This is a genomic window from Pseudomonas sp. MYb118 (assembly GCF_040947875.1).
Taxonomy (GTDB): domain Bacteria; phylum Pseudomonadota; class Gammaproteobacteria; order Pseudomonadales; family Pseudomonadaceae; genus Aquipseudomonas.
Genome location: NZ_JBFRXN010000002.1, coordinates 2,623,509 through 2,647,792 on the forward strand (window position 1 = coordinate 2,623,509; position 24,284 = coordinate 2,647,792).

Annotated in this window: 19 protein-coding genes; 9 read left to right on the forward strand and 10 right to left on the reverse strand. The window is 60.4% G+C overall.

Features of this window, described 5'->3' with window-relative positions:
• Positions 1-281: 281 nt before the first annotated feature.
• Both ABVN20_RS17765 and ABVN20_RS17770 read left to right on the forward strand, forming a co-directional pair.
• Positions 282-1,865, forward strand: coding sequence for a peptide chain release factor 3 (locus ABVN20_RS17765; RefSeq protein ID WP_368557007.1), 1,584 nt, complete (start codon positions 282-284; stop codon positions 1,863-1,865).
• A gap of 326 nt (positions 1,866-2,191) precedes the next feature.
• The gene (locus tag ABVN20_RS17770; protein WP_368557008.1) at positions 2,192-2,443 is read left to right on the forward strand and encodes a hypothetical protein; all 252 of its coding nucleotides are present in this window, start codon (positions 2,192-2,194) and stop codon (positions 2,441-2,443) included.
• Positions 2,444-2,586: 143 nt separating this feature from the next.
• Here ABVN20_RS17770 and ABVN20_RS17775 read toward each other — a convergent pair whose 3' ends face one another.
• The 9 genes from ABVN20_RS17775 to ABVN20_RS17815 all read right to left on the reverse strand — a co-directional run bounded on the left by ABVN20_RS17775 (position 2,587) and on the right by ABVN20_RS17815 (position 14,459).
• On the reverse strand, positions 2,587-3,555 hold the full coding sequence (locus tag ABVN20_RS17775; RefSeq protein ID WP_368557009.1) for a peptide ABC transporter ATP-binding protein: 969 nt from the start codon (positions 3,553-3,555) through the stop codon (positions 2,587-2,589).
• The gene (locus ABVN20_RS17780; RefSeq protein WP_368557010.1) at positions 3,555-4,523 is read right to left on the reverse strand and encodes an ABC transporter ATP-binding protein; all 969 of its coding nucleotides are present in this window, start codon (positions 4,521-4,523) and stop codon (positions 3,555-3,557) included. The genes ABVN20_RS17775 and ABVN20_RS17780 overlap by 1 nt, the downstream gene beginning before the upstream one ends.
• A gap of 10 nt (positions 4,524-4,533) precedes the next feature.
• Complete coding sequence (locus ABVN20_RS17785; protein ID WP_368557011.1) at positions 4,534-5,457, reverse strand: ABC transporter permease subunit; 924 nt, start codon at positions 5,455-5,457, stop codon at positions 4,534-4,536.
• A 10-nt stretch (positions 5,458-5,467) separates the two neighbouring features.
• A complete protein-coding gene (locus ABVN20_RS17790; protein WP_368557012.1) occupies positions 5,468-6,478 on the reverse strand; it encodes an ABC transporter permease subunit in 1,011 nt (336 codons plus the stop codon).
• Positions 6,479-6,552: 74 nt separating this feature from the next.
• A complete protein-coding gene (locus ABVN20_RS17795; RefSeq protein ID WP_368557013.1) occupies positions 6,553-8,148 on the reverse strand; it encodes an ABC transporter substrate-binding protein in 1,596 nt (531 codons plus the stop codon).
• Positions 8,149-8,226: 78 nt separating this feature from the next.
• Positions 8,227-9,606 (reverse strand): OprD family porin, encoded by a 1,380-nt coding sequence (locus tag ABVN20_RS17800; protein ID WP_368557014.1) that lies wholly within the window; start codon positions 9,604-9,606, stop codon positions 8,227-8,229.
• A gap of 175 nt (positions 9,607-9,781) precedes the next feature.
• Positions 9,782-11,383: an ABC transporter substrate-binding protein gene (locus ABVN20_RS17805; RefSeq protein WP_368557015.1), complete on the reverse strand. Its 1,602-nt coding sequence runs from the start codon at positions 11,381-11,383 to the stop codon at positions 9,782-9,784.
• Between the two features lie 307 nt (positions 11,384-11,690).
• Positions 11,691-13,316: an ABC transporter substrate-binding protein gene (locus ABVN20_RS17810; protein ID WP_368557016.1), complete on the reverse strand. Its 1,626-nt coding sequence runs from the start codon at positions 13,314-13,316 to the stop codon at positions 11,691-11,693.
• 426 nt (positions 13,317-13,742) lie between these two features.
• Positions 13,743-14,459 carry an SIMPL domain-containing protein gene (locus tag ABVN20_RS17815; protein WP_368557017.1) on the reverse strand — a complete coding sequence of 239 codons (717 nt, stop codon included), beginning with the start codon at positions 14,457-14,459 and terminating at the stop codon, positions 13,743-13,745.
• A 397-nt stretch (positions 14,460-14,856) separates the two neighbouring features.
• Here ABVN20_RS17815 and ABVN20_RS17820 point away from each other — a divergent pair, with 397 nt between their 5' ends.
• The 4 genes from ABVN20_RS17820 to ABVN20_RS17835 all read left to right on the forward strand — a co-directional run bounded on the left by ABVN20_RS17820 (position 14,857) and on the right by ABVN20_RS17835 (position 19,493).
• Complete coding sequence (locus ABVN20_RS17820; protein ID WP_368557018.1) at positions 14,857-16,119, forward strand: ATP-binding protein; 1,263 nt, start codon at positions 14,857-14,859, stop codon at positions 16,117-16,119.
• Positions 16,112-16,672 (forward strand): response regulator transcription factor, encoded by a 561-nt coding sequence (locus ABVN20_RS17825; RefSeq protein ID WP_368557019.1) that lies wholly within the window; start codon positions 16,112-16,114, stop codon positions 16,670-16,672. Before ABVN20_RS17820 ends, ABVN20_RS17825 begins: the two co-directional genes overlap by 8 nt.
• A 97-nt stretch (positions 16,673-16,769) precedes the next feature.
• Entirely contained in the window at positions 16,770-18,497 is a 1,728-nt protein-coding gene (locus tag ABVN20_RS17830) for an ABC transporter ATP-binding protein/permease (RefSeq protein WP_368557020.1), read from the forward strand.
• Between the two features lie 246 nt (positions 18,498-18,743).
• Positions 18,744-19,493 (forward strand): FadR/GntR family transcriptional regulator, encoded by a 750-nt coding sequence (locus ABVN20_RS17835; protein WP_368557021.1) that lies wholly within the window; start codon positions 18,744-18,746, stop codon positions 19,491-19,493.
• A gap of 57 nt (positions 19,494-19,550) precedes the next feature.
• On the opposite strand, the gene ABVN20_RS17840 is transcribed toward ABVN20_RS17835, so the two are convergent.
• Entirely contained in the window at positions 19,551-19,928 is a 378-nt protein-coding gene (locus tag ABVN20_RS17840; protein ID WP_368557022.1) for a hypothetical protein, read from the reverse strand.
• Between the two features lie 327 nt (positions 19,929-20,255).
• On the opposite strand from ABVN20_RS17840, the gene kdgD reads away from it, so the two are divergent.
• From kdgD to ABVN20_RS17855, 3 genes are all read left to right on the forward strand, one after another.
• On the forward strand, positions 20,256-21,167 hold the full coding sequence (kdgD, locus tag ABVN20_RS17845; protein WP_368557023.1) for a 5-dehydro-4-deoxyglucarate dehydratase: 912 nt from the start codon (positions 20,256-20,258) through the stop codon (positions 21,165-21,167).
• 75 nt (positions 21,168-21,242) lie between these two features.
• Positions 21,243-22,688 (forward strand): aldehyde dehydrogenase family protein, encoded by a 1,446-nt coding sequence (locus ABVN20_RS17850; RefSeq protein WP_368557024.1) that lies wholly within the window; start codon positions 21,243-21,245, stop codon positions 22,686-22,688.
• A 222-nt stretch (positions 22,689-22,910) separates the two neighbouring features.
• Complete coding sequence (locus tag ABVN20_RS17855) at positions 22,911-24,275, forward strand: MFS transporter (RefSeq protein ID WP_368557025.1); 1,365 nt, start codon at positions 22,911-22,913, stop codon at positions 24,273-24,275.
• Positions 24,276-24,284 lie beyond the last annotated feature (9 nt).

Below are 24,284 nucleotides of genomic sequence, written 5' to 3' on the forward strand. Positions count from 1 at the left end.
AGCAAGCTCGCTCCTACAGGGGTAGGCGTACGGCATTGAGCCATGAGCGCAGCCTCGTCAGGCTAACTTGCTGATTTTTCAGCCCCTGATACGAGTTGCGTAACAGGGGAGTGGACGCCTCCACCTTTTAAAAGGTTCCATAATTAGCAGCATTTGGCCACCCTTGATCTTCCCGTTCGTCCTTTTGCGGGTGGCAAAGGGCCGGGCGAGCGGTGGTCCGGGGCTATCGGTTTGCGCTATACTCGCCGCCCTTTTTTTTAATCACCGCCAGGCGATTTCCCATGACCAGACAGGCCGCCGAAGTCGCGAAGCGCCGCACTTTTGCCATTATTTCCCACCCCGACGCCGGTAAGACCACCATCACCGAGAAGCTGCTGCTGATGGGCAAGGCGATTGCGGTCGCCGGTACCGTGAAGTCGCGTAAATCGGACCGCCATGCCACGTCCGACTGGATGGAAATGGAAAAGCAGCGGGGCATCTCGATCACCACGTCGGTCATGCAGTTCCCGTATCGCGAACACATGATCAACCTGCTCGACACCCCGGGCCACGAAGACTTCTCCGAAGATACCTACCGCACCCTGACCGCGGTGGACTCGGCGTTGATGGTGCTCGACGGCGGTAAAGGTGTAGAGCCGCGGACCATCGCCCTGATGGACGTCTGCCGTCTGCGTGACACGCCGATTGTCAGCTTCATCAACAAACTCGACCGTGACATCCGCGATCCGATCGAACTGCTCGACGAGATCGAAGCCGTCCTCAAGATCAAGGCCGCGCCGATCACCTGGCCGATTGGTTGCTACCGCGATTTCAAGGGTGTGTACCACCTGGCGGGCGACTACATCATTGTCTACACCGCCGGTCACGGTCACGAACGCACCGAAACCAAGATCATCGAGAAGCTCGATTCCGATGAGGCGCGTGCGCACCTGGGCGACGAGTACGAGCGTTTCCTCGAACAGCTGGAGCTGGTGCAGGGGGCCTGCCACGAGTTCAACCAGCAGGAGTTCATCGACGGCCAGATGACCCCGGTGTTCTTCGGTACTGCACTTGGCAACTTCGGGGTCGATCACGTGCTCGACGCCGTGGTGGACTGGGCGCCGCGCCCACTGCCGCGGGTGGCCAACGAGCGCACCGTGGAGCCGGTGGAAGAGAAGTTCTCGGGCTTCATCTTCAAGATCCAGGCGAACATGGACCCCAAGCACCGCGACCGCATCGCGTTCATGCGCATTTGTTCGGGCAAGTACGAAAAAGGCATGAAGATGCGCCACGTGCGCACCGGCAAGGACGTGCGCATCGGCGACGCCCTGACCTTCTTCTCCTCCGAACGTGAGCAACTGGAAGAGGCCTACGCCGGCGACATCATCGGCCTGCACAACCACGGCACCATCCAGATCGGCGACACCTTTAGCGAAGGCGAAAGCCTGGGCTTCACCGGCATCCCGCACTTCGCCCCGGAACTGTTCCGCCGCGTACGCCTGCGTGACCCGCTGAAATCCAAGCAACTGCGCCAGGGCCTGCAGCAGCTGGCGGAAGAGGGCGCCACCCAGGTGTTCTTCCCCGAGCGCAGCAACGACATCATCCTCGGCGCCGTCGGTGTGCTGCAGTTCGATGTGGTGGCCAGCCGCCTGAAAGAGGAATACAAGGTCGAGTGCTCCTACGAGCCGATCACCGTGTACTCCGCGCGCTGGATCGAATGCAGCGACAAGAAGAAGCTCGAGGAATTCTCCAACAAGGCCGTGGAAAACCTGGCACTCGACGGCGGCGGTCACCTGACCTACCTCGCCCCGACCCGCGTCAACCTGGCCCTGATGGAAGAGCGCTGGCCCGACGTGAAATTCCGCGCGACGCGTGAGCATCACTAAGCGCTGAACGGCTACACCCAAAGCCCCGTCGCGAAAGCCTCGGGGCTTTTTGTTGGGGCCAGACCTGTAGGAGCAGCCGGTCGACGCTCGATTGCTCGCGATGACGGTGTATCAGACAACAGATATTTCGTCTGACAGGCCGCCATCGCGAGCAATCGAGCGTCGACCGGCTGCTCCTACAGGGGATTTTCGACAATTCGAAATAAGCGTTATGCAAAACCATTCTGCCAATTGCCGGCAATATCCCATCCCCACCAGCGTCCTATCTGGAGAAACACCCCAAACGAAACTAGATTTTATTCAGCGCTCAAAGGAGGGAATCGGCCATGAACCGGTTGTTTCGCGTTTTGCTGATGTTGAAGGTGTTGGTGATGCTGTCCTTCGGGACGTCAATGGCGTGGGCCGAGTGTGAGGACCATGACACGCAGGCGTCGAGCGGGCAGGTGGGGCATGCGGGGTTGATGATTGCCAAGTCGGAGTCCGAGCCGGGCGATCAGGGGCAGGGTGGCAGCGCGGGGGATGATGACTCGACCACCGATGATCCGGACAGTGGAGATGAGGATGATGGTTCGGCGTAGCTGATCCAGCTGCACACACACATAAAAACTGTGGGAGCGAGCCTGCTCGCGATAGCGTCCTGTCAGTCGACATGGTTGTCACTGGCAGACCGCAATCGCGAGCAGGCTCGCTCCCACAGGGCGTGGTTTATTTCAGGCTGTTTTTACAAAAACTGCTCCGCATAGTGGCAAGCCACCTGCCGGCTATCGAGTGGGCGCAGTTCCGGGACTTCGCTGCTGCAACGCTCGGTCGCGTACGGGCAGCGCTTGTGGAAGGCGCAGCCTGGTGGCGGGTTGAGTGGGTTGGGCAGTTCGCCGACGATCTTGATTTTCGGCTTGGACGGATCCGGGTGGATGGTCGGTGTCGCCGAGAGCAAGGCCTGGGTGTACGGGTGCAGTGGACGGGCGTAGATGTCCTCTTTCGGGCCGATTTCCACCGGGCGACCGAGGTACATCACCATCACGTCATCGGCCACGTGTTGCACCACGGCCAGGTTGTGGGAGATGAACACGTAACCGGTGTTGAACTCCTGCTGCATGTCCATGAACAGGTTCAGCACCTGGGCCTGGATCGACACGTCCAGCGCCGAGGTCGGTTCGTCCGCCACCAGCACTTTCGGTTGCAGCATCATGGCGCGCGCCAGGGCGATGCGCTGGCGCTGGCCGCCGGAGAACATGTGCGGGTAGCGCTGGTAGTGCTCGGGGCGCAGGCCGACCTGCTTCATCATCGCCTGGACCTTCTCGCGACGTTCGGTGGCGCTCAGGTTGGTGTTGATCAGCAGCGGCTCGGCCAGTTGATCACCGATCTTCTGCCGCGGGTTGAGCGAGGCGTACGGGCTCTGGAACACCATCTGCACGTCTTTGCGCAGTTGCTTGCGCTGGGCCTTGTCGGCGCCGGCGACTTCCTGGCCGGCGATTTTCAGCGAGCCCGAGGACGGCTCCTCGATCAGCGTCAGGGCGCGGGCCAGGGTGGATTTGCCGCAGCCCGATTCACCGACGACCGCCAGGGTCTTGCCGGCTTCCAGTTCGAACGACACGCCGTTCAGGGCGCGCACGGTGGCGTGGCCCTTGAACAGGCCACGAGACACTTCGTAGTGACGGGTGAGGTCGCGGGCGGTAAGTACGACGGCCATTACGCCACCTCCTGGTTCAGCGGGTAGAAGCAGCGGGCGAGGCTGTTGCTTTTCGGGTCAAGGGCCGGACGTTGCGCGCGGCAGTTGTCCTGCACGTACGGGCAGCGTGGGGACAGCAGGCAGCCCTGCGGACGGTCGTAGCGACCGGGGACGATGCCCGGCAGGGTCGACAGGCGCGAGGCGCCCAGGCTGTGTTCCGGAATCGCTTTGAGCAGCGCTTCGCTGTACGGGTGCGCGGGGATGTCGAACAGTTGCGGCACCTGGCCGACTTCCACGGCCTGGCCGGCGTACATCACGCACACGCGCTGGGCGGTTTCGGCCACGACGGCGAGGTCGTGGGTGATCAGCACCAGGCCCATGTTCTGCTCTTTCTGCAGGGCCAGCAGCAGTTCCATGATCTGCGCCTGGATGGTTACGTCCAACGCGGTGGTCGGTTCGTCGGCGATCAGCAGTTTCGGCTCGCCGGCAATCGCCATGGCGATCGCGACCCGCTGGCTCATGCCGCCGGACAGTTGGTGCGGGTAGGCGTCCATACGGCTGGCCGCGCCCGGGATTTCAACTTTTTGCAGCAGTTCGATGGCGCGCTTGCGGGCGGCCTTGCCGGACATCTTCAGATGCAGGCGCAGCACTTCCTCGATCTGGAAACCCACGGTGTAGCTTGGGTTCAGCGCGGTCATCGGGTCCTGGAACACCATCGCCAGGTCCTTGCCGACGATCTGCCGACGCTGGCGGCTGCTGAGCTTGAGCATGTTCTGGCCGTCGAAGCTCAGGGCGTCGGCGGTGACGATGCCCGGGTGCTCGATCAGGCCCATCAGCGCCATCATGGTCACGGACTTGCCGGAACCGGACTCGCCAACGATGGCCAGTACTTCGCCCTTGTCTACCTTGAGGTCGAGGCCGTCGACCACGGGCGTGGCGTTCTTGTCGCCAAAGCGAACATTGAGATTCTTGATTTCTAGCAGTGACATGGGAATCTCCTCAGGCGGCGTTCTTGAGTTTCGGGTCCAGCGCGTCGCGCAGGCCGTCGCCCATCAGGTTGATTGCCAGCACGCTGAGCAAAATGGTCAAACCAGGCAGGCTCACCACCCACCAGGCGCGTTCGATGTAGTCGCGGGCCGAAGCCAGCATGGTGCCCCACTCAGGGGTTGGCGGTTGTACGCCAAGGCCGAGGAAGCCCAGGGCGGCGGCATCGAGGATCGCCGAGGAGAAGCTCAAGGTGGCCTGCACGATCAGCGGCGCCATGCAGTTGGGCAGCACGGTGATGAACATCAGGCGCGGCAGGCCGGCACCGGCCAGGCGGGCAGCGGTCACGTAGTCGCGGTTCAGCTCGCCCATCACGGCGGCGCGGGTCAGGCGCACGTAGGACGGCAGCGATACCACGGCGATGGCGATCACGGTGTTGATCAGGCCTGGGCCGAGGATGGCGACGATCGCCACGGCCAGCAGCAGGGACGGCAGGGCCAGCATGATGTCCATCAGACGCATGATGGTCGGGCCGAGCAGTTTCGGGAAGAAACCGGCCAGCAGGCCCATCAGGATGCCCGGGATCAGCGACATGACCACCGAGGACAGGCCGATCAGCAGCGACAGCCGAGAGCCCTGGATCAGGCGCGACAGCAGATCGCGGCCCAGTTCGTCGGTGCCAAGGAGAAACTGCCATTGCCCGCCTTCGAGCCACACGGGCGGGGTCAGCAGGAAGTCGCGGTACTGCTCGCTGGGATTGTGCGGAGCCACCCAGGGCGCAAAGATGGCGCAGAACACGATCAGGCTGAAGAACATCAGGCCGGCAACGGCGCCTTTGTTCTTGGCGAAGGCTTGCCAGAACTCTTTGTAGGGCGATGGGTACAGCAGGCTCTGATCCACGTTGGAGGTGGTCGCTACTGAGGAAGTTGGAGTGCTCATGGTATTGACCTCAGCGCTGATGACGGATGCGTGGGTTGGCAAAGCCGTAGAGGACGTCCACCACGAAGTTGACCAGAATCACAATGCAGGCAATCAGCAAGATGCCGTTTTGCACCACCGGATAATCCCGGGCGCCAATGGCTTCGATCAGCCATTTGCCGATGCCGGGCCACGAAAAGATGGTTTCGGTCAGTACCGCACCGGCCAGCAGGGTGCCGACTTGCAGGCCGACGACGGTCAGAACCGGAATCAGCGCGTTGCGCAGACCGTGAACGAACACCACGCGTGCCGGCGACAGGCCTTTGGCCCGGGCCGTACGGATGTAGTCTTCACGCAGCACTTCAAGCATCGAGGAGCGGGTCATCCGGGCGATGACCGCCAGCGGAATGGTGCCCAGCACGATGGCCGGCAGGATCAGGTGATGCAGATAGTCGAGCAATGCACCCGGTTCATCGCTGAGCCAGGTGTCGATCAGCATGAAGTTGGTTTTGCGTTCCACGTCGATCAGCAGGTCGTTCTGCCCTGAAACCGGGGTCCAGCCCAGGCTGACCGAGAAAAACATGATGAGAATCAGGCCCCACCAGAAGATCGGCATCGAGTAGCCCGTCAGGGAGATACCCATTACCCCGTGGTCGAACAATGAACCCCGCTTGAGGGCGGCGATGACGCCGGCCAGCAGTCCGAATATGCCGGCGAAGAGCAGGGCCGCCATCGACAGCTCGAAGGTGGCCGGGAACAACTGCGTGAACTCGGTCCAGACGCTTTCACGGGTACGCAGGGATTCCCCCAGGTCGCCGTGGGCCAGTTTGCCGATGTAGTCCAGATACTGGGCGTAGAGCGGTTTGTTCAGACCAAGGCGTTCCATTGCCTGAGCGTGCATTTCGGGGTCGACCCGACGTTCTCCCATCATGACTTCGACCGGGTCGCCCGGGATCATGCGAATCAACGCAAAAGTCAGCAACGTGATGCCGAAGAACGTGGGGATCAACAACCCCAGTCGGCGGGCAATAAAACTTAACATTGTGCGGTGTACCTCATCAGCCGGTTAGGCGTGCCCGGTGTCCCTGGGGTCAGGGACACCGGGAGTTTTCTTATTTACTTCACCTGGGTAGTGGCGAAGTTATTCGTGGTCAGGGGGCTAATGTGATAGCCCTCTACGTTGTTACGCATTGCGGTGAACATTCTAGTGTGTGCGATGCTGATCCATGGCTGGTCCTGGTTGAAAAGCACCTGGGCCTGCTCATACAGGGCTGCGCGTTCGGCCGGGTCGGTTTTTTCCCGGGCCTGGTCGAGCAGGGCCTGAAACTTGTCGTTACACCAGCGCGCGTAGTTTTCGCCGTTTTTCGCCGCCTCGCAACTCAGCATTGGCGTGAGGAAGTTATCCGGGTCGCCGTTATCGCCCGCCCAACCGGCAGAAACCAGGTCGTGCTCGCCGTTTTTCGCGCGTTTGAGCATTTCGCCCCATTCCATCACGCGGATGTCGATCTTGATCCCGACCTTGGCCAGGTCAGACTGCATCATCTGCGCGCCGAGCATCGGATTGGGGTTGGTCGGGCCGCCACCGTTACGGGTGAACAGGGTGAAGGTGGTGCCTTCCGGTACGCCGGCTTCCTTGAGCAGGGCGCGGGCCTTGTCCAGGTCACGGGCGGGGTTTTTCAGGCTGTGGTTGTAGCCTAGCAGGGTGTCCGGATACGGGTTGACCGCGACGGTGGCATTGCCCTTGCCGAACAGCGCGTTGACGGCCGCTTCCTTGTCGAAGGCGATGTCGATGGCTTTGCGCACGCGCACATCGCTCAGGTATTTGTGCTGGGTGTTCATGGCGATGTAGGCCACGGTCATCGCGTTGAGTTCATCGACCTTGAGCTTGGCGTCGTTCTTGATGCTCGGAATGTCATCCGGCTTCGGATACAGGGCGATCTGGCACTCGTTGGCCTTGAGCTTCTGCAGGCGCACGTTGTTGTCGGTGGCGATCGCCAGGATCAGCGATTCAGCCGGCGCCTTGCCACGGAAGTACTCCGGGTTGGCCTTGAAACGCACCTGAGCGTCCTTGTTGTAACGCTGGAAAATGAACGGCCCGGTGCCGATCGGCTTGCTGTTCAGGTCGCCGGTCTTGCCGGCCTTGAGCAACTGGTCGGCGTATTCGGCCGGGTAGATCGAGGAAAACGCCATGGCGATGTCGGCCAGGAACGGCGCTTCGCGGCGGGTCAGGGTGAATTTGACCGTGTTGTCGTCGACTTTCTCGACGCTTTTGAGCAGCTCTTTGAAGCCCATGCTTTCAAAGTAGGGGAAGCCCACGCTCGATTTGTCATGCCACGGGTGTTTCGGGTCCAGCTGGCGCTGGAAACTCCAGACCACGTCGTCGGCATTCATGTCGCGGGTCGGCTTGAAGTATTCGGTGGTGTGAAACTTGACGCCTTTGCGCAGGTGGAACGTGTAGGTCAGGCCATCCTCGCTGATGTCCCAGGAATCGGCCAATGCCGGAATCACATCGGTGGTGCCGGGCTTGAAGTCCGCCAGGCGGTTGAAGATGGTTTCAGCCACCGCGTCGGCTGTGACTGCAGTCGTGTACTGAACCATGTCGAAGCCTTCCGGGCTGGCCTCGGTGCAAACCACCAGGGGTTTGGCCGATGCGCCTACCGCAACACTCAGCAAGGCGGCTGCGATGGCCGCACGTAGGGGAAGCATTTTCATCAAGAACCCTCTGCAATCGGTTAAAGGACAAAAGCCGTACGGCTGACTCGTCGTGAAGCCAGCCGTACGGCAAGTGCATTACAGAATGTTGAACGGGATGGTGGTCACGAGACGGAACTCGTTGATGCTGCCATCGGACTGGTTCTCACTGGCGCGGTGGGTAGTGTAGGTCGCGCGGATAGCGGTGGCCTTGAGCGGGCCGCTTTGTACGGCGTAGGAAGCACCGATGCCGTATTCGTAATGGTGTTCGCCGTCCATTGCCTTCACGTCGCTGTAGCCGGTGCTGTTGTAGTGGGTACCGTCGATACCCCAGCCACGAGCCTGGTAGATGTTGAACTTCAGGCCCGGTACGCCGTACTCAGCCATGTTCAGGCCGTAGGCGATCTGGAACGACTTCTCGTTCGGGCCGTTGAAGTCCGACAGCAGGGAGTTGGCCAGGTAGATGCCGTTGGTTTCGTGCAGGTAGTCGAAGTACTCGTTACCGTTCACTTGCTGGTACGAGAACGTCAGGCTGTGGGCCTGGTGGGTCAGGCCGAACGACAGCGAGTAGGTGTCGTTGTCGATTTCGCCCAGCAGCTTTTTGCCTTCGTCCACGGTCTTGTAGTAGTTCAGGCCGGTGGTCAGGCTCAGCACCTGGCTATCACCCAGCACGTGGCTGGCGCCGAAGTAGTACTGGTTCCAGAAGTCTTCGGCCTGGGTCGCCCAGAGGCTGGTGGTCAGGCTTTCCAGCGGGTTGTAGGAAATGCCGCCGGTATAGATGTGATCGGCCTCGACGCTGCGGTCGCCGTATTCGGAGCGGAAGCCTTGCAGGCTCTGTTCCATACGTGGCGACACGCGGTCAAAGGTCGCGAGATCGAAGGTCAGGTTTTCCAGCTCGCCGATTTTCAGGCTTGCACCCTGGAAGCTCGACGGCAGCGCACGGTTGCCGATGGTGTCGACTTGCGGGCTGCTGTAGCTCTGGCGACCGACGGTCAGGGTGCTGTTGGAAATGCGCGCCTTGACGTTGGCCAGGCCCAGTTTGCTCCACTGATCCACGGCGTCGCCGTTGGAGTGGGCGAGGGTACGGTTGGAGCCACCCTTGATGTCTTCACGGCTGCGATCCAGCGCGATGGCGTTGTATGCCGCCACTTCGGTGCTGAAACCTACGGTGCCCTGGGTGAAACCCGAGGTGTAGTTGAGGATGGTGCCCTGTACCCAGTTGATACGGCGCGAACCTTCCAGCGTTTCACCGTGGCGTTCGTATTTGTAGACGCCGCCGCGCTGCTTGTCTTCGTTGGAGTACCAGTTGCGGGTGGTGCCGCTCAGGGACTGGCCGTCGATGAAGCCGGTGGCTTCGCTCTGTGCACTTTTTTCTTTCACGCTGACCGGGGCAACTGCCTGGCTTTGCGATTCCGCATAAGCCGTGGCGGTGATGCTGCTGATGGCGAGGGCCAGTATCGCGGTGCTGCTCAGTTTCATGGGTGAAGCTCCTTAACTTTCTTTTTTTATGCCGGCTTTTTGTGGTGGTCCGGCTACTTTGGTTGGAACTCATTCACGCAAAGCAAACGTTTGCCAAATGCCAAATCGGCGATTTACGGCAATACGCCTGCGTGAGGGCGCACTGCGCCCCCAAGCGATTAGCTACACGGTTTGGTTATTTATCGATGCTGACACCCGAGAACACGTTGCGGCCGAACGGGCTTACCTTGAAGCCTTCGACTTTGGCGCTCAACGGCTGGTTGACCGTCGAATGGGCGATAGGCGTGATCGGCACCTGCTGCTTGAGCAGTTGCTGCGCCTGCTTGTAGAGCTCGGTGCGCTGGTCGCGATCGGTGACGATCTTGGCCTGCTTGATCAGCTTGTCGTAAGCCGGATCACACCATTGGGAATAGTTGTTGCCGCCGATGGCATCGCAGCTGTACAGCGTGCCCATCCAGTTGTCCGGGTCCCCATTGTCGCCGGTCCAGCCGATCAGGCTGATGTCGTGCTCGCCATTCTTGGTGCGCTTGATGTACTCGCCCCACTCGTAGCTGACGATTTTGACCTTGAGGCCGATCTTCGCCCAGTCGGCCTGGAGCATCTCGGCCATCAACTTGGCGTTGGGGTTGTACGGGCGCTGGACCGGCATCGCCCACAGGGTGATCTCGGTGCCTTCCTTGACGCCGGCCGCCTTGAGCAGCTCCTTGGCTTTCTCCGGGTTGTAGGCGGCGTCCTTGATGGTTTCGTCATAGGACCACTGGGTCGGCGGCATGGCGTTGACCGCCAGTTGCCCGGCGCCCTGGTACACGGCGTTGAGAATGCCTTGCTTGTTAACCGCCATGTCCAGCGCCTGGCGCACTTCGAGCTGGTCGAAGGGTTTGTGGCGCACGTTGTAGGAGATGTAGCCGAGGTTGAAACCAGGCTTCTCGAGGAGCGTGAGTTTCGGGTCGTTCTTCAGCGCATCGACATCGGCCGGGCGCGGGTGCAGGGTGACCTGGCACTCGTTGGCCTTGAGCTTCTGCACACGTACCGAGGCGTCGGTGTTGATGGCGAAAATCAGGTTGTCGAGTTTGACCCGGCTCGGGTCCCAGTACTGCTTGTTGCCGGTGTAACGGATGTTGGAGTCTTTCTGGTAGCTCTTGAATACGAACGGCCCGGTGCCGATCGGCTTCTGGTTGATGTCGCTGGGTTTGCCGGCGGCCAGCAACTGGTCGGCGTATTCGGCGGACAGGATGGCGGCGAAGCTCATGGCGATGTTCTGGATGAACGCGGCGTCCACGCTGTTGAGCGTCATGACCACGGTCATTGGCCCGGTCTTTTCGACCTTGGCGATGTTCTTGTTCAGGCTCATCCCGTTGAAATACGGGAATTCGGTCGGGTAAGCCTTACGGAAAGGTTGTTGCGGATCGAGCATGCGGTTGAAGGTGAACAGCACGTCATCGGCATTGAAGTCACGGGTTGGCGTGAAGTACTTGGTGGTGTGAAATTTCACCCCTTCGCGTAGGTGGAAGGTGTAGGTCAGGCCGTCTTCGGAAATATCCCAGCTCTTCGCCAGCCCCGGTACCACATTGGTGGCGCCTTTTTCGAACTCTACCAGGCGGTTGTACAACGGCTCGGCGGCATCGTTATCGGTGGCGGTGGTGTACTGCGCGGTGTCGAAACCCGCCGGGCTGCCTTCGGAGCAGAACACCAGGCTGTTGTTGGCGGCCTGGCTGATGGAAGTGGCGGCCAACAGGCCGGTGCCCAGCAATGCGGATAAAACCAAGGTATGGCGCATGACGCTCCCTCTTTCTCTTTCGCTAAGTGTCCAACGAGCCGCAGACCCATCCGGGGGCTGGCAGCTTCTTTGAGTTCAAACCATGACGAGCAGCAACCGGCCGATAGCCCGCACATACACTATTCAGATGCCGACGGTAAGAGCCGAAGGCTTGAGAGTAAATGCGTAAAGTCCTAAAGACTTGTAGGAAAGGTCAACGCACCCGGCGCCGCTGCCGTAATACTCAGCGGAAGGGGATGTAGGTGATTTCCCACGTTATCGGCAAATAAAACGGCGGCGACGTCTGTAACGTCGCCGCCGTTCAGGCTTACTTGCTGACGCTGACGCCGTAGAAGGAGTTCAAGCCGAATGGGCTGATCTTGAAGTCCTGCACGTTGGCGCGCATGGGTTGGAACACCGTCGAGTGAGCGATAGGTGTCATTGGAACAGCGTCCTTGAGGACGTGTTGTGCCTGCTTGTACAGCTCGGTGCGCTTGGCCTGGTCCGAAGTACGCTTGGCTTGCTTGACGATGTCGTCAAACTTCTTGTCGCACCACTTGGAGAAGTTGTTGCCTTCCAGCGAGTCGCAACCGAACAGCACGTTCAGCCAGTTGTCCGGGTCACCGTTGTCACCGCTCCAGCCGATCAGCATCGCGCCGTTCTCACCACCTTTGGAGCGCTTGATGTACTCGCCCCACTCGTAGCTCTGGATCTTGACCTTCAGGCCGATCTTGGCCCAGTCGGACTGCAGCATTTCTGCCATCAGCTTGGCGTTCGGGTTGTACGGACGCTGTACCGGCATGGCCCACAGGACGATCTCGGTACCTTCCTTGACGCCAGCTTCCTTGAGCAGCTCCTTGGCTTTCTCAGGGTCGTACTTGGCATCCTTGATGGTGGTGTCGTAGGACCACTGGGTCGGTGGCATGGCGTTGACCGCCAGTTGGCCTGCGCCCTGGTACACGGAGTCGATGATCTGCTGCTTGTTCACCGCCATGTCCATGGCCTGGCGAACCTTGAGCTGCGACATCGGGTTCGGCTTGTCGTCGCCCTTGATCTTGTCCATCACGTTATAGGCGATGTAGCCAAGGTTGAAGCCAGCCTGTTCAGGCATCTTCAGGTCCTTGTCTTCCTTGAGCGCCTTCAGGTCGGCCGGACGTGGGAACAGAGTGACCTGGCACTCGTTCTTTTTCAGCTTCTGGATACGCACCGACGGGTCGGTGGTGATGGCGAAGATCAGGTTGTCGATCTTCACGTCTTCAGGCTTCCAGTAGTCCTTGTTCCCGGTGTAGCGGATGTTGGAGTCTTTCTGGTAGCTCTTGAACACGAATGGACCAGTGCCGACCGGCTTCTGGTTGATGTCGGCAGCCTTGCCGTCCTTGAGCAGCTGGGCAGCGTACTCGGCGGACTGTACCGAAGCGAAGCTCATGGCCATGTTCTGGATGAACGCGGCGTCCACGTCTTTGAGGGTGAACTTGACGGTGTGGTCGTCGACTTTCTCGATCTTGGTGATGTTGGTGTCCATCCCCATGTCGGTGAAGTACGGGAATTCGGTCGGGTACGCCTTACGGAACGGGTCATCCTTGTTAATCATGCGATTGAAGGTGAACAGCACGTCGTCGGCGTTGAATTCGCGAGTCGGCTTGAAGTACGGGGTGGTGTGGAACTTGACGCCTTCACGCAGGTGGAAGGTGTAGGTCAGGCCGTCATCGGAAACGTCCCAGCTGGTTGCCAGACCAGGAATAACGGCGGTGCCACCGCGCTCGAACTGAGTCAGGCGGTTGAACATGGTTTCAGCCGAGGCGTCGAAGTCGGTTCCGGTGGTGTATTGACCTGGATCGAAACCGGCCGGGCTCCCTTCGGAGCAGAACACCAGGTTAGTCGCAGCTTGAGCGAACGGTGCGCTAGCCAACAGACTGGCGCCGACTAAAAACGGAATGACCGCGTGTTTGAGCATGGTGGCCTCATGATTTGTTGTCATTTTTTGAATTTGAGGACGACCTTGTGAGTCGTGCCTGCGGATACTTATGCAGGGGCTATACCCAATGCAAGTTCCGAAGAGTCTACAGGCATTAAACGGTGGCACGAACGTACCTTAATGTCGCATTTGTATAATTTCGATGCATTTTAACGTTTGCGAGGCGTTTTCAGAGGCTATGTCGTGCACTGTTTTGGTGCTCTGAAAGCGTGCGGTTGCCCACGATCGGGGCATGGGTGTTACCTATTTAGACCCCATCCTGTGCGGTTGAATAGGAGTGATTCTTGTTGCACTGAATTAGCACTTCGGCTGCGGGTTGTACCAAGCGCAACTGATGTCGTTTTTGGAGGTTTGACCCACAAAAAAAGGCGATCACCCTGATCGCCTTTTTTGCGGATTACCGACTCAGGGCATCAATACTTCGATCGAGCCGTCGGCGGTCATGCTGACCTGGCTGGTACCGGCCTCGACTTCCGGAGTCACTGGCGCGCCATCCATGCTGGCGGCTTTCATCATCATCGGCGCGCGCATGTAGGGTTGCGGGTAGCCGTTGCTGTTGAGGTTCATGTTGACGATTTTGTAACCCTTGCCACCCAGGGCCTCGGTGGCCAGTTGGGCGCGAGCCTTGAAGGCCGACACGGCTTCCTTGAGCAGTGCGTCTTCGCTGGTCTTGCGGGTTGGCGTGGCGATGGCGAAGTCCATGCCGCCCATCTTCAGGTCGGTCAGCAGCTCACCGGTCAGCTTGGACAGCGCGGCGAAGTCGGTGCTCTCCAGGCGCAGTTCGGCGCGTTCACGCCAGCCAGTGATCTTCTGGCCCTTGGCGTCGTAGATCGGATAGCTGTTGCGGCTGCCCTGGCGCAGGGTGATGTCCTTGACCTGCTTGGCCTGGGCCAGCGCCTTGTTCATGGTGGTGCTGACGGTGGCGGCGAGTTTGGCCGGGTCGGTGTTTTGTTCTTCGGTGTAGAGGGTCACGATCATCAGGTCGCGAGCCACTTCCTGGCTGACTTCGGCGCGCAGGGAGATCTGGTTGTAGTGAAGTTCGTCGGCCGCCATGGCCGGGAGGCTGGCGACGGTGCCAGCGCTGAGGGCGAGAAGGGCGACGCTGCGGCGCAATGTGTACATGAAAGCTCCTTGGATGATGCGCAGGGTTTGAGTCTGGTCCTGCGTGAAACCATCAGACTCTAGCTTTTGTAATCCGGTTCGCCCAGTTACAACTTCTATACAGATAGATGGCACCGGCTGCCTGATGCCCTGCGGTGTCTGGTCCACCATCGCGAGCAAGCTCGCTCCTACAGGTCGTCGCATTCCAATGTGGGAGCGAGCCTGCTCGCGATGGTCGTCAACGGATACCCCGCGGTGTCTGGTCCACCATCGCGAGCAAGCTCGCTCCTACAGGGGCGGGGCTTATAGACGCCACCAGAAATCCTGCCATGTGGCCGTTTGCCGCACTTTTGCCTGTCAGCCCCCGCGGTTGGTTATACTCCGTGCGATTCGCCTGGAGCGCTCATCAGGAGAGCTCATGCTCGCCCCTTTTCAAATCACCTCCGCGACTCGTCAGAACCTCTGGCGGTTGACCTTCATCCGCATCCTGGTGCTGGTTGCCCAAGCCGGTTCCGTGGGCCTGGCCTACTGGCTCGAGTTGTTGCCGCTGCCCTGGTTCCAACTGGCCGCGACCCTCGGTTGCTCGATGCTGTTGTGTGCGTTCACGGCGATTCGCCTGCGCACCACCTGGCCGGTCACCGAGCTCGAATACGCCGTGCAACTGGCGTGCGACCTGTTTATCCACAGCGCCTTGCTGTATTTCTCCGGCGGTTCGACCAACCCGTTCGTGTCCTATTACCTGGTGCCGCTGACCATCGCCGCGGTCACGCTGCCCTGGCGTTACTCGCTGATCCTGTCGGGTATCGCGCTGGCGATGTACACCCTGCTGCTGGCGCGTTTCTATCCATTGCAGACGTTCCCGATTGCCCGGGAAAACCTGCAGGTCTATGGCATGTGGCTGAGCTTCGCCCTGGCGGCGGCGGTGATCACGTTCTTCGCCGCGCGGATGGCCGAAGAGCTGCGTCGTCAGGAAGAATTGCGGGCTATCCGCCGCGAAGAAGGTCTGCGCGACCAGCAACTGCTGGCTGTGGCGACCCAGGCCGCCGGTGCCGCTCACGAACTGGGTACGCCGCTGGCGACCATGAGCGTGCTGCTCAAGGAAATGCGTCGCGACCATCATGACCCGATGTTGCAGGAGGACCTGAGTGTGCTGCAGGACCAGGTCATGCTGTGCAAGCAGACCTTGCAGCAGCTGGTACGCGCCGCCGAGGCCAATCGCCGGATGGCGGTGGAGATGCAGTACGTCACCGACTGGCTGGATGAGGCGCTGAACCGCTGGCACCTGATGCGTCCCGAGGCCAGCTATCGCTTCCAGCGTCTGGGCCAGGGCCTGGTGCCGCGTGTCGCACCACCACCGGACTTGACCCAGGCCTTGCTGAATCTGCTCAACAACGCCGCCGATGCCTGCCCTGATGGCTTGCAGGTGACGCTGGACTGGAACGACGAAGACCTGACCATCAGCATTCGCGACCACGGTGCGGGTGTGCCGTTGGCCATTGCCGAGCAGATCGGTAAACCATTTTTTACCACCAAGGGCAAAGGTTTCGGCCTGGGCCTGTTTTTGAGCAAGGCCAGCGTGACACGCGCCGGCGGCTCGGTGAAACTCTACAGTCATGAGGAAGGCGGCACACTCACCGAGTTGCGCCTGCCCCGTGTTGCCCGAGGAGAAGAGCATGAGTGACGAGATCCAAGTCGAAGGCGAAGAACTGCCGCATTTGTTGCTGGTAGATGACGACGCCACGTTCACCCGCGTGATGGCCCGCGCCATGGCTCGCCGTGGTTTTCGCGTCACCACCGCCGGTTCCGCCGAGGAAGGCCTGACCATCGCCCAGTCCGACCTGCCGGACTACGCCGCGCTGGACCTGAAAATGGATGGCGATTCGGGCCTGGTGCTGTTGCCCAAACTGCTCGAACTCGACCCGGAAATGCGCGTGGTGATCCTCACCGGTTACTCGAGCATCGCCACCGCCGTCGAGGCGATCAAGCGCGGTGCCTGCAACTACCTGTGCAAACCGGCCGATGCCGACGACGTGCTGGCAGCGTTGCTGTCCGAACACGCCGACCTCGACTCCCTGGTGCCGGAAAACCCGATGTCGGTGGACCGCCTGCAATGGGAGCACATCCAGCGCGTGCTGACCGAGCACGAAGGCAACATCTCCGCCACTGCCCGAGCCCTGGGCATGCACCGCCGCACCTTGCAGCGCAAATTGCAGAAACGCCCGGTTCGTCGCTGAACCTGCGCTGAACGAAGCATTGTCACACCTCGCGACAAATCGAACCGATCATCTATGATCGGTTCGTGCGTGTTCTTTTTTCTATCGAGCCTTTTCCATGAGTCAGAACGCTGAGTATTCCGCGGTCAACGATGCTGTGCGCGGGCAGTTTTTTCGCAAAGTCTGGGCGATGATCACGCCTTACTGGCACAGTGAAGAGAAGGGCAAGGCCTGGACCCTGCTGATTGCGGTGATTGCCTTGTCGCTGCTCAGCGTAGGCATCTCGGTGTGGTTCAACACCTGGTACAAGGATTTCTACAATGCCCTGCAGCAAAAGGACGAGGCGGCGTTCTGGCGGCTGATCCTGTATTTCGGCGGGATTGCCGCCGTGGCGATTGTCGGCGCGGTGTACCGCCTCTACCTGACCCAGATGCTGACCATCCGCTGGCGGGCCTGGCTCACCGAGCAGCATTTCTCCCGCTGGCTCGGCAACAAAAACTACTATCAGATGGAGCAGGGCGGTTACACCGACAACCCGGACCAGCGGATTTCCGAGGACCTCAACAACTTCACCTCGAACACCCTGGAGCTGGGCATTGGCCTGCTGCGCAACATCGTCAGCCTGGTGTCCTTTTCGATCATCCTCTGGGGTGTGTCGGGCAGCATCGAAGTGTTCGGGCTGACCATTCCCGGCTACATGTTCTGGTGCGTGCTGATCTATGCCGTGGTGGGCAGTTGGCTGACCCACTTGATCGGCCGTCGCTTGATCGGTCTGAACAACCAGCAACAACGCTTCGAAGCCGACCTGCGTTTCTCCATGGTGCGGATTCGCGAAAACGCTGAAAGCATTGCGCTGTACAACGGCGAGCCGAACGAAAACCGCCGTCTGAGCAGCCGGTTCTCGATGGTCTGGCACAACTTCTGGGACATCATGAAAGTGTCCAAGCGCCTGACGTTCTTCACCGCCGGTTACAGCCAGGCCGCTATCATTTTCCCGTTCATGGTTGCAGCACCGCGCTACTTCGCCGGCAAGATCGAACTGGGCGAACTGATGCAGATCAGCTCGGCGTTCGGCAATGTGCAGGAGAGCTTCAGCTGGTTTATCAGCGCCTACCAGAGCCTCGCCTCGTGGCGCGCCACCTGTGATCGTCTGCTGAGTTTCCGCCAGGCAATGACCGACAATGAAGAGCGCGCACCGGCCATTGACGTGCAACAGTCCGGCTCGGCGTTGAAAGTGCACGACCTGGGCCTGGACCTCGCCGATGGCCGCCATTTGCTCACCAGCGCCGACATGACCGTGGAGCAGGGCGAGCGCGTCATGCTCAGCGGTCGCTCCGGCAGCGGCAAGTCGACATTGCTGCGGGCCATGGGGCATTTGTGGCCCGCCGGCCACGGCAGCATTCGCCTGCCGGCGGCGCGTTACCTGTTCCTGCCGCAAAAACCCTATCTGCCGATCGGCACATTGCGCGAGGCGTTGAGTTATCCACAGACCGGTGACGTTTATCCGCAAGAGCGCTACGCCCACGTCCTGCAAACCTGCCGCTTGGCGCACCTGGTTTCACGCCTGGATGAAGCCAATCACTGGCAGCGCATGCTCTCGCCGGGTGAGCAGCAGCGCCTGGCCTTCGCCCGCGCGCTTCTGTATGCGCCACAGTGGCTGTACATGGATGAAGCGACATCGGCGATGGATGAAGAAGATGAGGCGACGCTGTACCAGGCATTGATCGACGAGATTCCGGGCTTGAGCATCGTCAGTGTCGGGCATCGCAGCAGCTTGAAACACTTTCATCCGCGGCATGTTCGAATTGATAATGGCCACCTCGTGGATCAGACCGCGACTGCCTGAACCTACCCCCGCCTGTAGGAGCGAGCTTGCTCGCGATGGTCGTTAACGATAACGCTGGGTACCTGACACCCAGCGGTGGTCATGAGTCCATCGCGACGGTTCGACGCCTCGACAAGCTCGCTCCTACAGGGGGCAGGGGTGTGTTTGTAATCAGGATCACGGGTATGAAAACGGGCGCAGGGTGATCGTACAACCGCGTTGCGCTATGATGCAGTTTCAGCCGAACTTTCGAGACCGACGTTCACCATGGAAAACCCGATCGACGCTCCACGCCTCCCTCGCAAGCGCCGCAGCCTCGCCCAGGAGCTGGTAACGGTGCTGACCGAGCAGATCCGCGATGGCCACCTCAAGCGGGGTGATAAATTGCCCACCGAGTCGGCGATCATGGATGCCCATGGCGTCAGCCGCACCGTGGTGCGTGAAGCGATTTCCCGCTTGCAGGCCGCAGGGCAGGTGGAAACCCGCCACGGGATCGGCACCTTCGTGCTCGATACCCCGAGCCCGAGCGGTTTCCGTATCGACCCGGCAACCGTGGTGACGCTGCGTGACGTGCTGGCGATCCTGGAGCTGCGCATCAGCCTCGAAGTGGAGTCCGCCGGCCTCGCCGCGCAACGGCGTAATGCCGAGCAGCTGGCGTTGATGCGCGCGGCGCTGGATGCCCTGAACGAAAGTGCGGCGCATGCCAGCGACGCGGTGGCCTCGGACTTCCAGTTCCACCTGCAAATTGCGCTGTCGACCGGCAACCGCTATTTCACCGACATCATGACCCACCTGGGCGCCAGCATCATTCCGCGTACGCGGCTGAACTCGGCACGCCTGGCCCATGATGACCAACAGCACTACATGAGCCGGCTGAGCCGTGAGCACGAGGAAATCTACGATGCGATCGCGCGTCAGGATTCCGATGCCGCGCGGGCGGCCATGCGTTTGCACCTCACCAACAGCCGCGAGCGGTTGCGTCATGCCCATGAAGAGGCGGAAGCGCAGCGCGGCTGATCGCAACATCCACACAGGACCGTTCCCGTTGGCCGGGAACGATCCTGCAGCCCGGTCTCAGGGCTCGATACGCACCAGCAGGATTTCCGAGGACAGCTCCAGGCTCGACTCATCCAGGAACTTGTAGCGCAACGCGACCTGACTGCCGAGATACGGCTCCAGATCGGCCTTGGGGATTTCCAGTTCGATCCCCGTCAACTCCACCATCTCATCGGTCGCCTCGTCCCAGGCGCCGGCCGGCTGTTCCTCGCCGCGCCATTCCGGTTCGTCCGGGTCCGCACCGAGGATCGGATACACCTCCCAGTTGGGCGGAATATCGTGTGGGTCGGGTATTCGGACGATCAGTCCATCCCCCAGGTCCGACAGCGTGACGGTGGCCTTCTTTTCGCGCGGATCAGTCGGGAACTGGGGCAGCAGTGGGGCAGGAAAACACATCTTCGAGTACTCCATCTCTGAGTCGTCACGATCCATTCATGACGTCGGATGACTCTACGTGATGGTCCGCGGGTTTACCGTTCACGATGTTTTTCACAAAATTTCGCCGGGTTGCCTTCATCTCGATGAAGGCCTCTAGGGCGCGGCATACAAGGCTCCAAGGTGGTGCAAATCAATTCCGATGACCCTGTTTGAGGCAAAAATTTAGCGGCCGACGATGAAATGCAGTTGACGGTTGTTTTTTAAGTTGTACGATGACCTACAACTTCAGCGCAGGCTGAACGATTTCCTCACACAAAAACGTTGCTACCCCAGGGTGTTCGAATAATGAATCCACAAGAACTGAAGTCCATCCTCTCCGCCGGTCTGCTGTCCTTCCCGGTTACCGATTTCAATGCCCAGGGCGATTTCAACCGCGCTGGCTACATCAAACGTCTGGAGTGGCTGGCCCCATACGGCGCTTCGGCTCTGTTCGCCGCAGGCGGCACCGGTGAGTTCTTCTCCCTGGCGGCCAGCGAATACTCGGAAATCATCAAGACTGCCGTCGACACCTGCGCCAAAAGCGTGCCAATCCTCGCCGGTGTCGGTGGTTCGACCCGCCAGGCCATCGAATACGCTCAGGAAGCCGAGCGTCTGGGCGCCAAGGGCCTGCTGCTGCTGCCGCACTACCTGACCGAAGCCAGCCAGGACGGCGTTGCCGCCCACGTTGAAGCCGTGTGCAAATCGGTCAACATCGGCGTCGTGGTCTACAACCGTAACGTTTGCCGCCTGACCGCGCCTCTGCTGGAGCGTCTGGCCGAGCGTTGCCCGAACCTGATCGGTTACAAGGACGGCCTGGGCGACATCGAACTGATGGTCTCGATCCGTCGCCGTCTGGGCGATCGCTTCAGCTACCTGGGTGGCCTGCCGACCGCCGAAGTCTACGCCGCTGCCTACAAGGCACTGGGCGTACCGGTCTACTCCTCGGCGGTGTTCAACTTCATCCCGAAAACCGCGATGGACTTCTACCACGCCATTGCTCGCGACGATCACGACACCGTGGCCAAGATCATCGACGACTTCTTCCTGCCATACCTGGACATCCGTAACCGCAAGGCTGGCTACGCAGTGAGCATCGTCAAGGCCGGGGCAAAAATTGCCGGCTATGACGCAGGTCCTGTACGTGCGCCACTGACCGACCTGACCGGCGAAGAGTACGAAATGCTCGCCGCGCTGATCGACAAGCAAGGTGCGCAGTAACACAACCGATTGAACAAGGCCGCTGAGTGATCAGCGGCCTTTTGCGTGAGATCTCTTTGTTTTGAGGGCAGTCCCGTGACAACAGCAAAGCGTTACGACAACTACATCAACGGCGAATGGGTTGCCGGTGCCGATTACTCGGCCAACATCAACCCGTCCGAGCTGACCGATACCATCGGCGATTACGCCAAGGCTGACCTGGCCCAGGTCAACGCCGCCATCGACGCCGCCCGTGCCGCGTTCCCGGCGTGGTCGACTTCCGGCATCCAGGCCCGTCACGATTCCCTGGACAAAGTCGGTACCGAAATCCTCGCCCGTCGCGAAGAGCTCGGCACCCTGCTGGCCCGTGAAGAAGGCAAGACCCTGCCTGAAGCCATCGGCGAAGTGACCCGCGCCGGTAACATCTTCAAGTTCTTCGCCGGTGAATGCCTGCGTCTGTCCGGCGACTACGTGCCGTCGGTCCGCCCGGGCGTCAACGTTGAAGTCACCCGCGAAGCCCTCGGTGTGGTTGGCCTGATCACTCCGTGGAACTTCCCGATTGCCATTCCGTCGTGGAAAATCGCCCCGGCCCTGGCCTACGGCAACTGCGTCGTGCTCAAGCCGGCCGACCTGGTTCCGGGCTGCGCCTGGGCTCTGGCCGAAATCATCTCCCGCGCAGGCTTCCCGGCCGGCGTGTTCAACCTGGTGATGGGCAGTGGTCGGGTCGTGGGTGATGCGCTGGTCAACAGCCCTAAAATCGACGGTATCAGCTTCACCGGTTCCGTGGGTGTGGGTCGTCAGATCGCGGTCAGCTGCGTTTCGCGCCAGGCCAAGGTCCAGCTGGAAATGGGTGGCAAGAACCCGCAGATCATTCTCGACGACGCCGACCTCAAACAAGCGGTCGAGCTGTCGGTACAGAGCGCGTTCTACTCCACCGGCCAGCGTTGCACCGCGTCGAGCCGCCTGATCGTCACCGCTGGCATCCACGACAAGTTCGTCGAAGCCATGGCCGAGCGCATGAAGTCGATCAAGGTCGGCCACGCGTTGAAAGCCGGCACCGACATCGGTCCAGTGGTTTCCCAGGCGCAGCTCGAGCAGGACATGAAGTACATCGACATCGGCCAGTCCGAAGGCGCACGCCTGGTGAGTGGCGGTGGCCTGGTGACCTGCGACACCGAAGGTTACTTCCTCGCGCCAACGCTGTTTGCCGACAGCGAAGCGTCGATGCGCATCAGCCGCGAAGAGATCTTTGGCCCGGTGGCCAACGTCGTTCGCGTGGCTGACTACGAGGCCGCGCTGGCCATGTCCAACGACACCGAATTCGGTCTGTCGGCGGGCATCGCCACCACGTCCCTGAAGTACGCCAACCACTTCAAGCGCCACTCCCAGGCCGGGATGGTGATGGTCAACCTGCCAACCGCCGGCGTGGATTACCACGTGCCGTTCGGTGGGCGTAAAGGTTCGTCCTACGGTTCGCGCGAGCAGGGTCGCTATGCGCAAGAGTTCTACACCGTGGTGAAGACCAGCTACATCGGTTCGTAAGGCAATACCCGCGGTATTGTCATGGATACCGCAAACCCCGCGATATCGACATTGATACCGCAATCCCTGTAGGAGCGAGCTTGCTCGCGATGGTCGTCAAGGAAGACGCTGGATGTCTGACACCCGGCGGCGCCCTTGATGCCATCGCGAGCAAGCTCGCTCCTACAGGTACAACTACATCGTTATTACCCGCATAAAAATAATCAGTGGGAGTACATCTACATGCAACAAGCCACCCAAAAGCCGACTCACGTCCGCTATTTGATCCTGCTCATGCTGTTCCTGGTGACCACGATCAACTACGCCGACCGGGCTACCATCGCCATTGCCGGCTCCAGCCTGCAAAAAGACCTCGGCATTGACGCGGTCACCCTCGGTTACATCTTTTCCGCTTTCGGTTGGGCCTACGTGGCCGGGCAAATTCCCGGCGGCTGGTTGCTGGACCGTTTCGGTTCGAAAAAAATCTACGCACTGAGCATCTTCACCTGGTCGCTGTTCACCGTGCTGCAAGGCTTCGTCGGTGAATTCGGCATGTCCACGGCCGTGGTTGCGCTGTTCATGCTGCGCTTTCTGGTGGGCCTGGCCGAAGCGCCATCCTTCCCTGGCAACGCCCGCATCGTGGCGGCGTGGTTCCCTACCGCCGAGCGTGGTACCGCCTCGGCGATCTTCAACTCGGCGCAATACTTCGCCACCGTGCTGTTCGCCCCGCTGATGGGCTGGATCGTGTACTCCTTCGGTTGGGAGCACGTGTTCATCGTCATGGGTATCCTGGGCATCATCTTCTCGCTGGTCTGGCTGAAAGTGATCTACAGCCCGCGTGAACACCCACGTATCAACGATGCCGAGTTCAAGCACATCTCCGAGAACGGCGGCATGGTCGACATGGACCAGAAGGGCAAGAAGTCCGACGGTCCGAAGTGGGATTACATCCGTCAGTTGCTGACCAACCGCATGATGCTCGGCGTGTACCTGGGCCAATACTGCATCAACGGCATCACCTACTTCTTCCTGACCTGGTTCCCGGTGTACCTGGTACAGGAACGCGGCATGACCATCCTAAAGGCGGGTTTCATCGCGTCGTTGCCGGCCATCTGCGGTTTCATCGGTGGTGTGCTGGGCGGGGTGATCTCCGACTACCTGCTGCGCAAGGGCCATTCGCTGACCTTCGCCCGCAAGGCGCCGATCATCGCTGGCCTGCTGGTGTCCAGCAGCATCGTGGCGTGCAACTATGTTGAAGTTGAATGGATGGTTGTCGGCTTCATGGCCCTGGCGTTCTTCGGCAAAGGCGTGGGCGCATTGGGCTGGGCAGTGGTTTCCGATACTTCGCCGAAGCAGATCGCCGGTCTGAGCGGTGGCCTGTTCAACACCTTCGGTAACCTGGCGTCGATCACCACTCCGATCGTCATCGGCTACATCATCAGCTCTACCGGCTCGTTCAAGTGGGCGCTGGTGTTCGTCGGTTGCAACGCACTGGTTGCGGTGCTCAGCTATCTGGTCATCGTTGGTCCGATCAAGCGCGTGGTGCTCAAGGAGCCGCCGGTCGCAGGTCCTGAAACCAACAACAAATTGTCTCAAGCGCAATCCTGAGGAGCGGCG

Bases quoted from the DNA above. Each gene is read 5' to 3' on its own strand.
- ABVN20_RS17775 (WP_368557009.1), bottom strand. From the start codon at position 3,555: ATGGCCGTCGTACTTACCGCCCGCGACCTCACCCGTCACTACGAAGTG.
- ABVN20_RS17825 (WP_368557019.1), top strand. From the start codon at position 16,112: ATGAGTGACGAGATCCAAGTCGAAGGCGAAGAACTGCCGCATTTGTTG.
- ABVN20_RS17795 (WP_368557013.1), bottom strand. From the start codon at position 8,148: ATGAAAATGCTTCCCCTACGTGCGGCCATCGCAGCCGCCTTGCTGAGT.
- ABVN20_RS17780 (WP_368557010.1), bottom strand. From the start codon at position 4,523: ATGTCACTGCTAGAAATCAAGAATCTCAATGTTCGCTTTGGCGACAAG.
- ABVN20_RS17835 (WP_368557021.1), top strand. From the start codon at position 18,744: ATGGAAAACCCGATCGACGCTCCACGCCTCCCTCGCAAGCGCCGCAGC.
- ABVN20_RS17770 (WP_368557008.1), top strand. From the start codon at position 2,192: ATGAACCGGTTGTTTCGCGTTTTGCTGATGTTGAAGGTGTTGGTGATG.
- ABVN20_RS17800 (WP_368557014.1), bottom strand. From the start codon at position 9,606: ATGAAACTGAGCAGCACCGCGATACTGGCCCTCGCCATCAGCAGCATC.
- ABVN20_RS17765 (WP_368557007.1), top strand. From the start codon at position 282: ATGACCAGACAGGCCGCCGAAGTCGCGAAGCGCCGCACTTTTGCCATT.
- ABVN20_RS17805 (WP_368557015.1), bottom strand. From the start codon at position 11,383: ATGCGCCATACCTTGGTTTTATCCGCATTGCTGGGCACCGGCCTGTTG.
- ABVN20_RS17830 (WP_368557020.1), top strand. From the start codon at position 16,770: ATGAGTCAGAACGCTGAGTATTCCGCGGTCAACGATGCTGTGCGCGGG.
- ABVN20_RS17815 (WP_368557017.1), bottom strand. From the start codon at position 14,459: ATGTACACATTGCGCCGCAGCGTCGCCCTTCTCGCCCTCAGCGCTGGC.
- kdgD (WP_368557023.1), top strand. From the start codon at position 20,256: ATGAATCCACAAGAACTGAAGTCCATCCTCTCCGCCGGTCTGCTGTCC.
- ABVN20_RS17810 (WP_368557016.1), bottom strand. From the start codon at position 13,316: ATGCTCAAACACGCGGTCATTCCGTTTTTAGTCGGCGCCAGTCTGTTG.
- ABVN20_RS17840 (WP_368557022.1), bottom strand. From the start codon at position 19,928: ATGTGTTTTCCTGCCCCACTGCTGCCCCAGTTCCCGACTGATCCGCGC.
- ABVN20_RS17820 (WP_368557018.1), top strand. From the start codon at position 14,857: ATGCTCGCCCCTTTTCAAATCACCTCCGCGACTCGTCAGAACCTCTGG.
- ABVN20_RS17855 (WP_368557025.1), top strand. From the start codon at position 22,911: ATGCAACAAGCCACCCAAAAGCCGACTCACGTCCGCTATTTGATCCTG.
- ABVN20_RS17790 (WP_368557012.1), bottom strand. From the start codon at position 6,478: ATGTTAAGTTTTATTGCCCGCCGACTGGGGTTGTTGATCCCCACGTTC.
- ABVN20_RS17785 (WP_368557011.1), bottom strand. From the start codon at position 5,457: ATGAGCACTCCAACTTCCTCAGTAGCGACCACCTCCAACGTGGATCAG.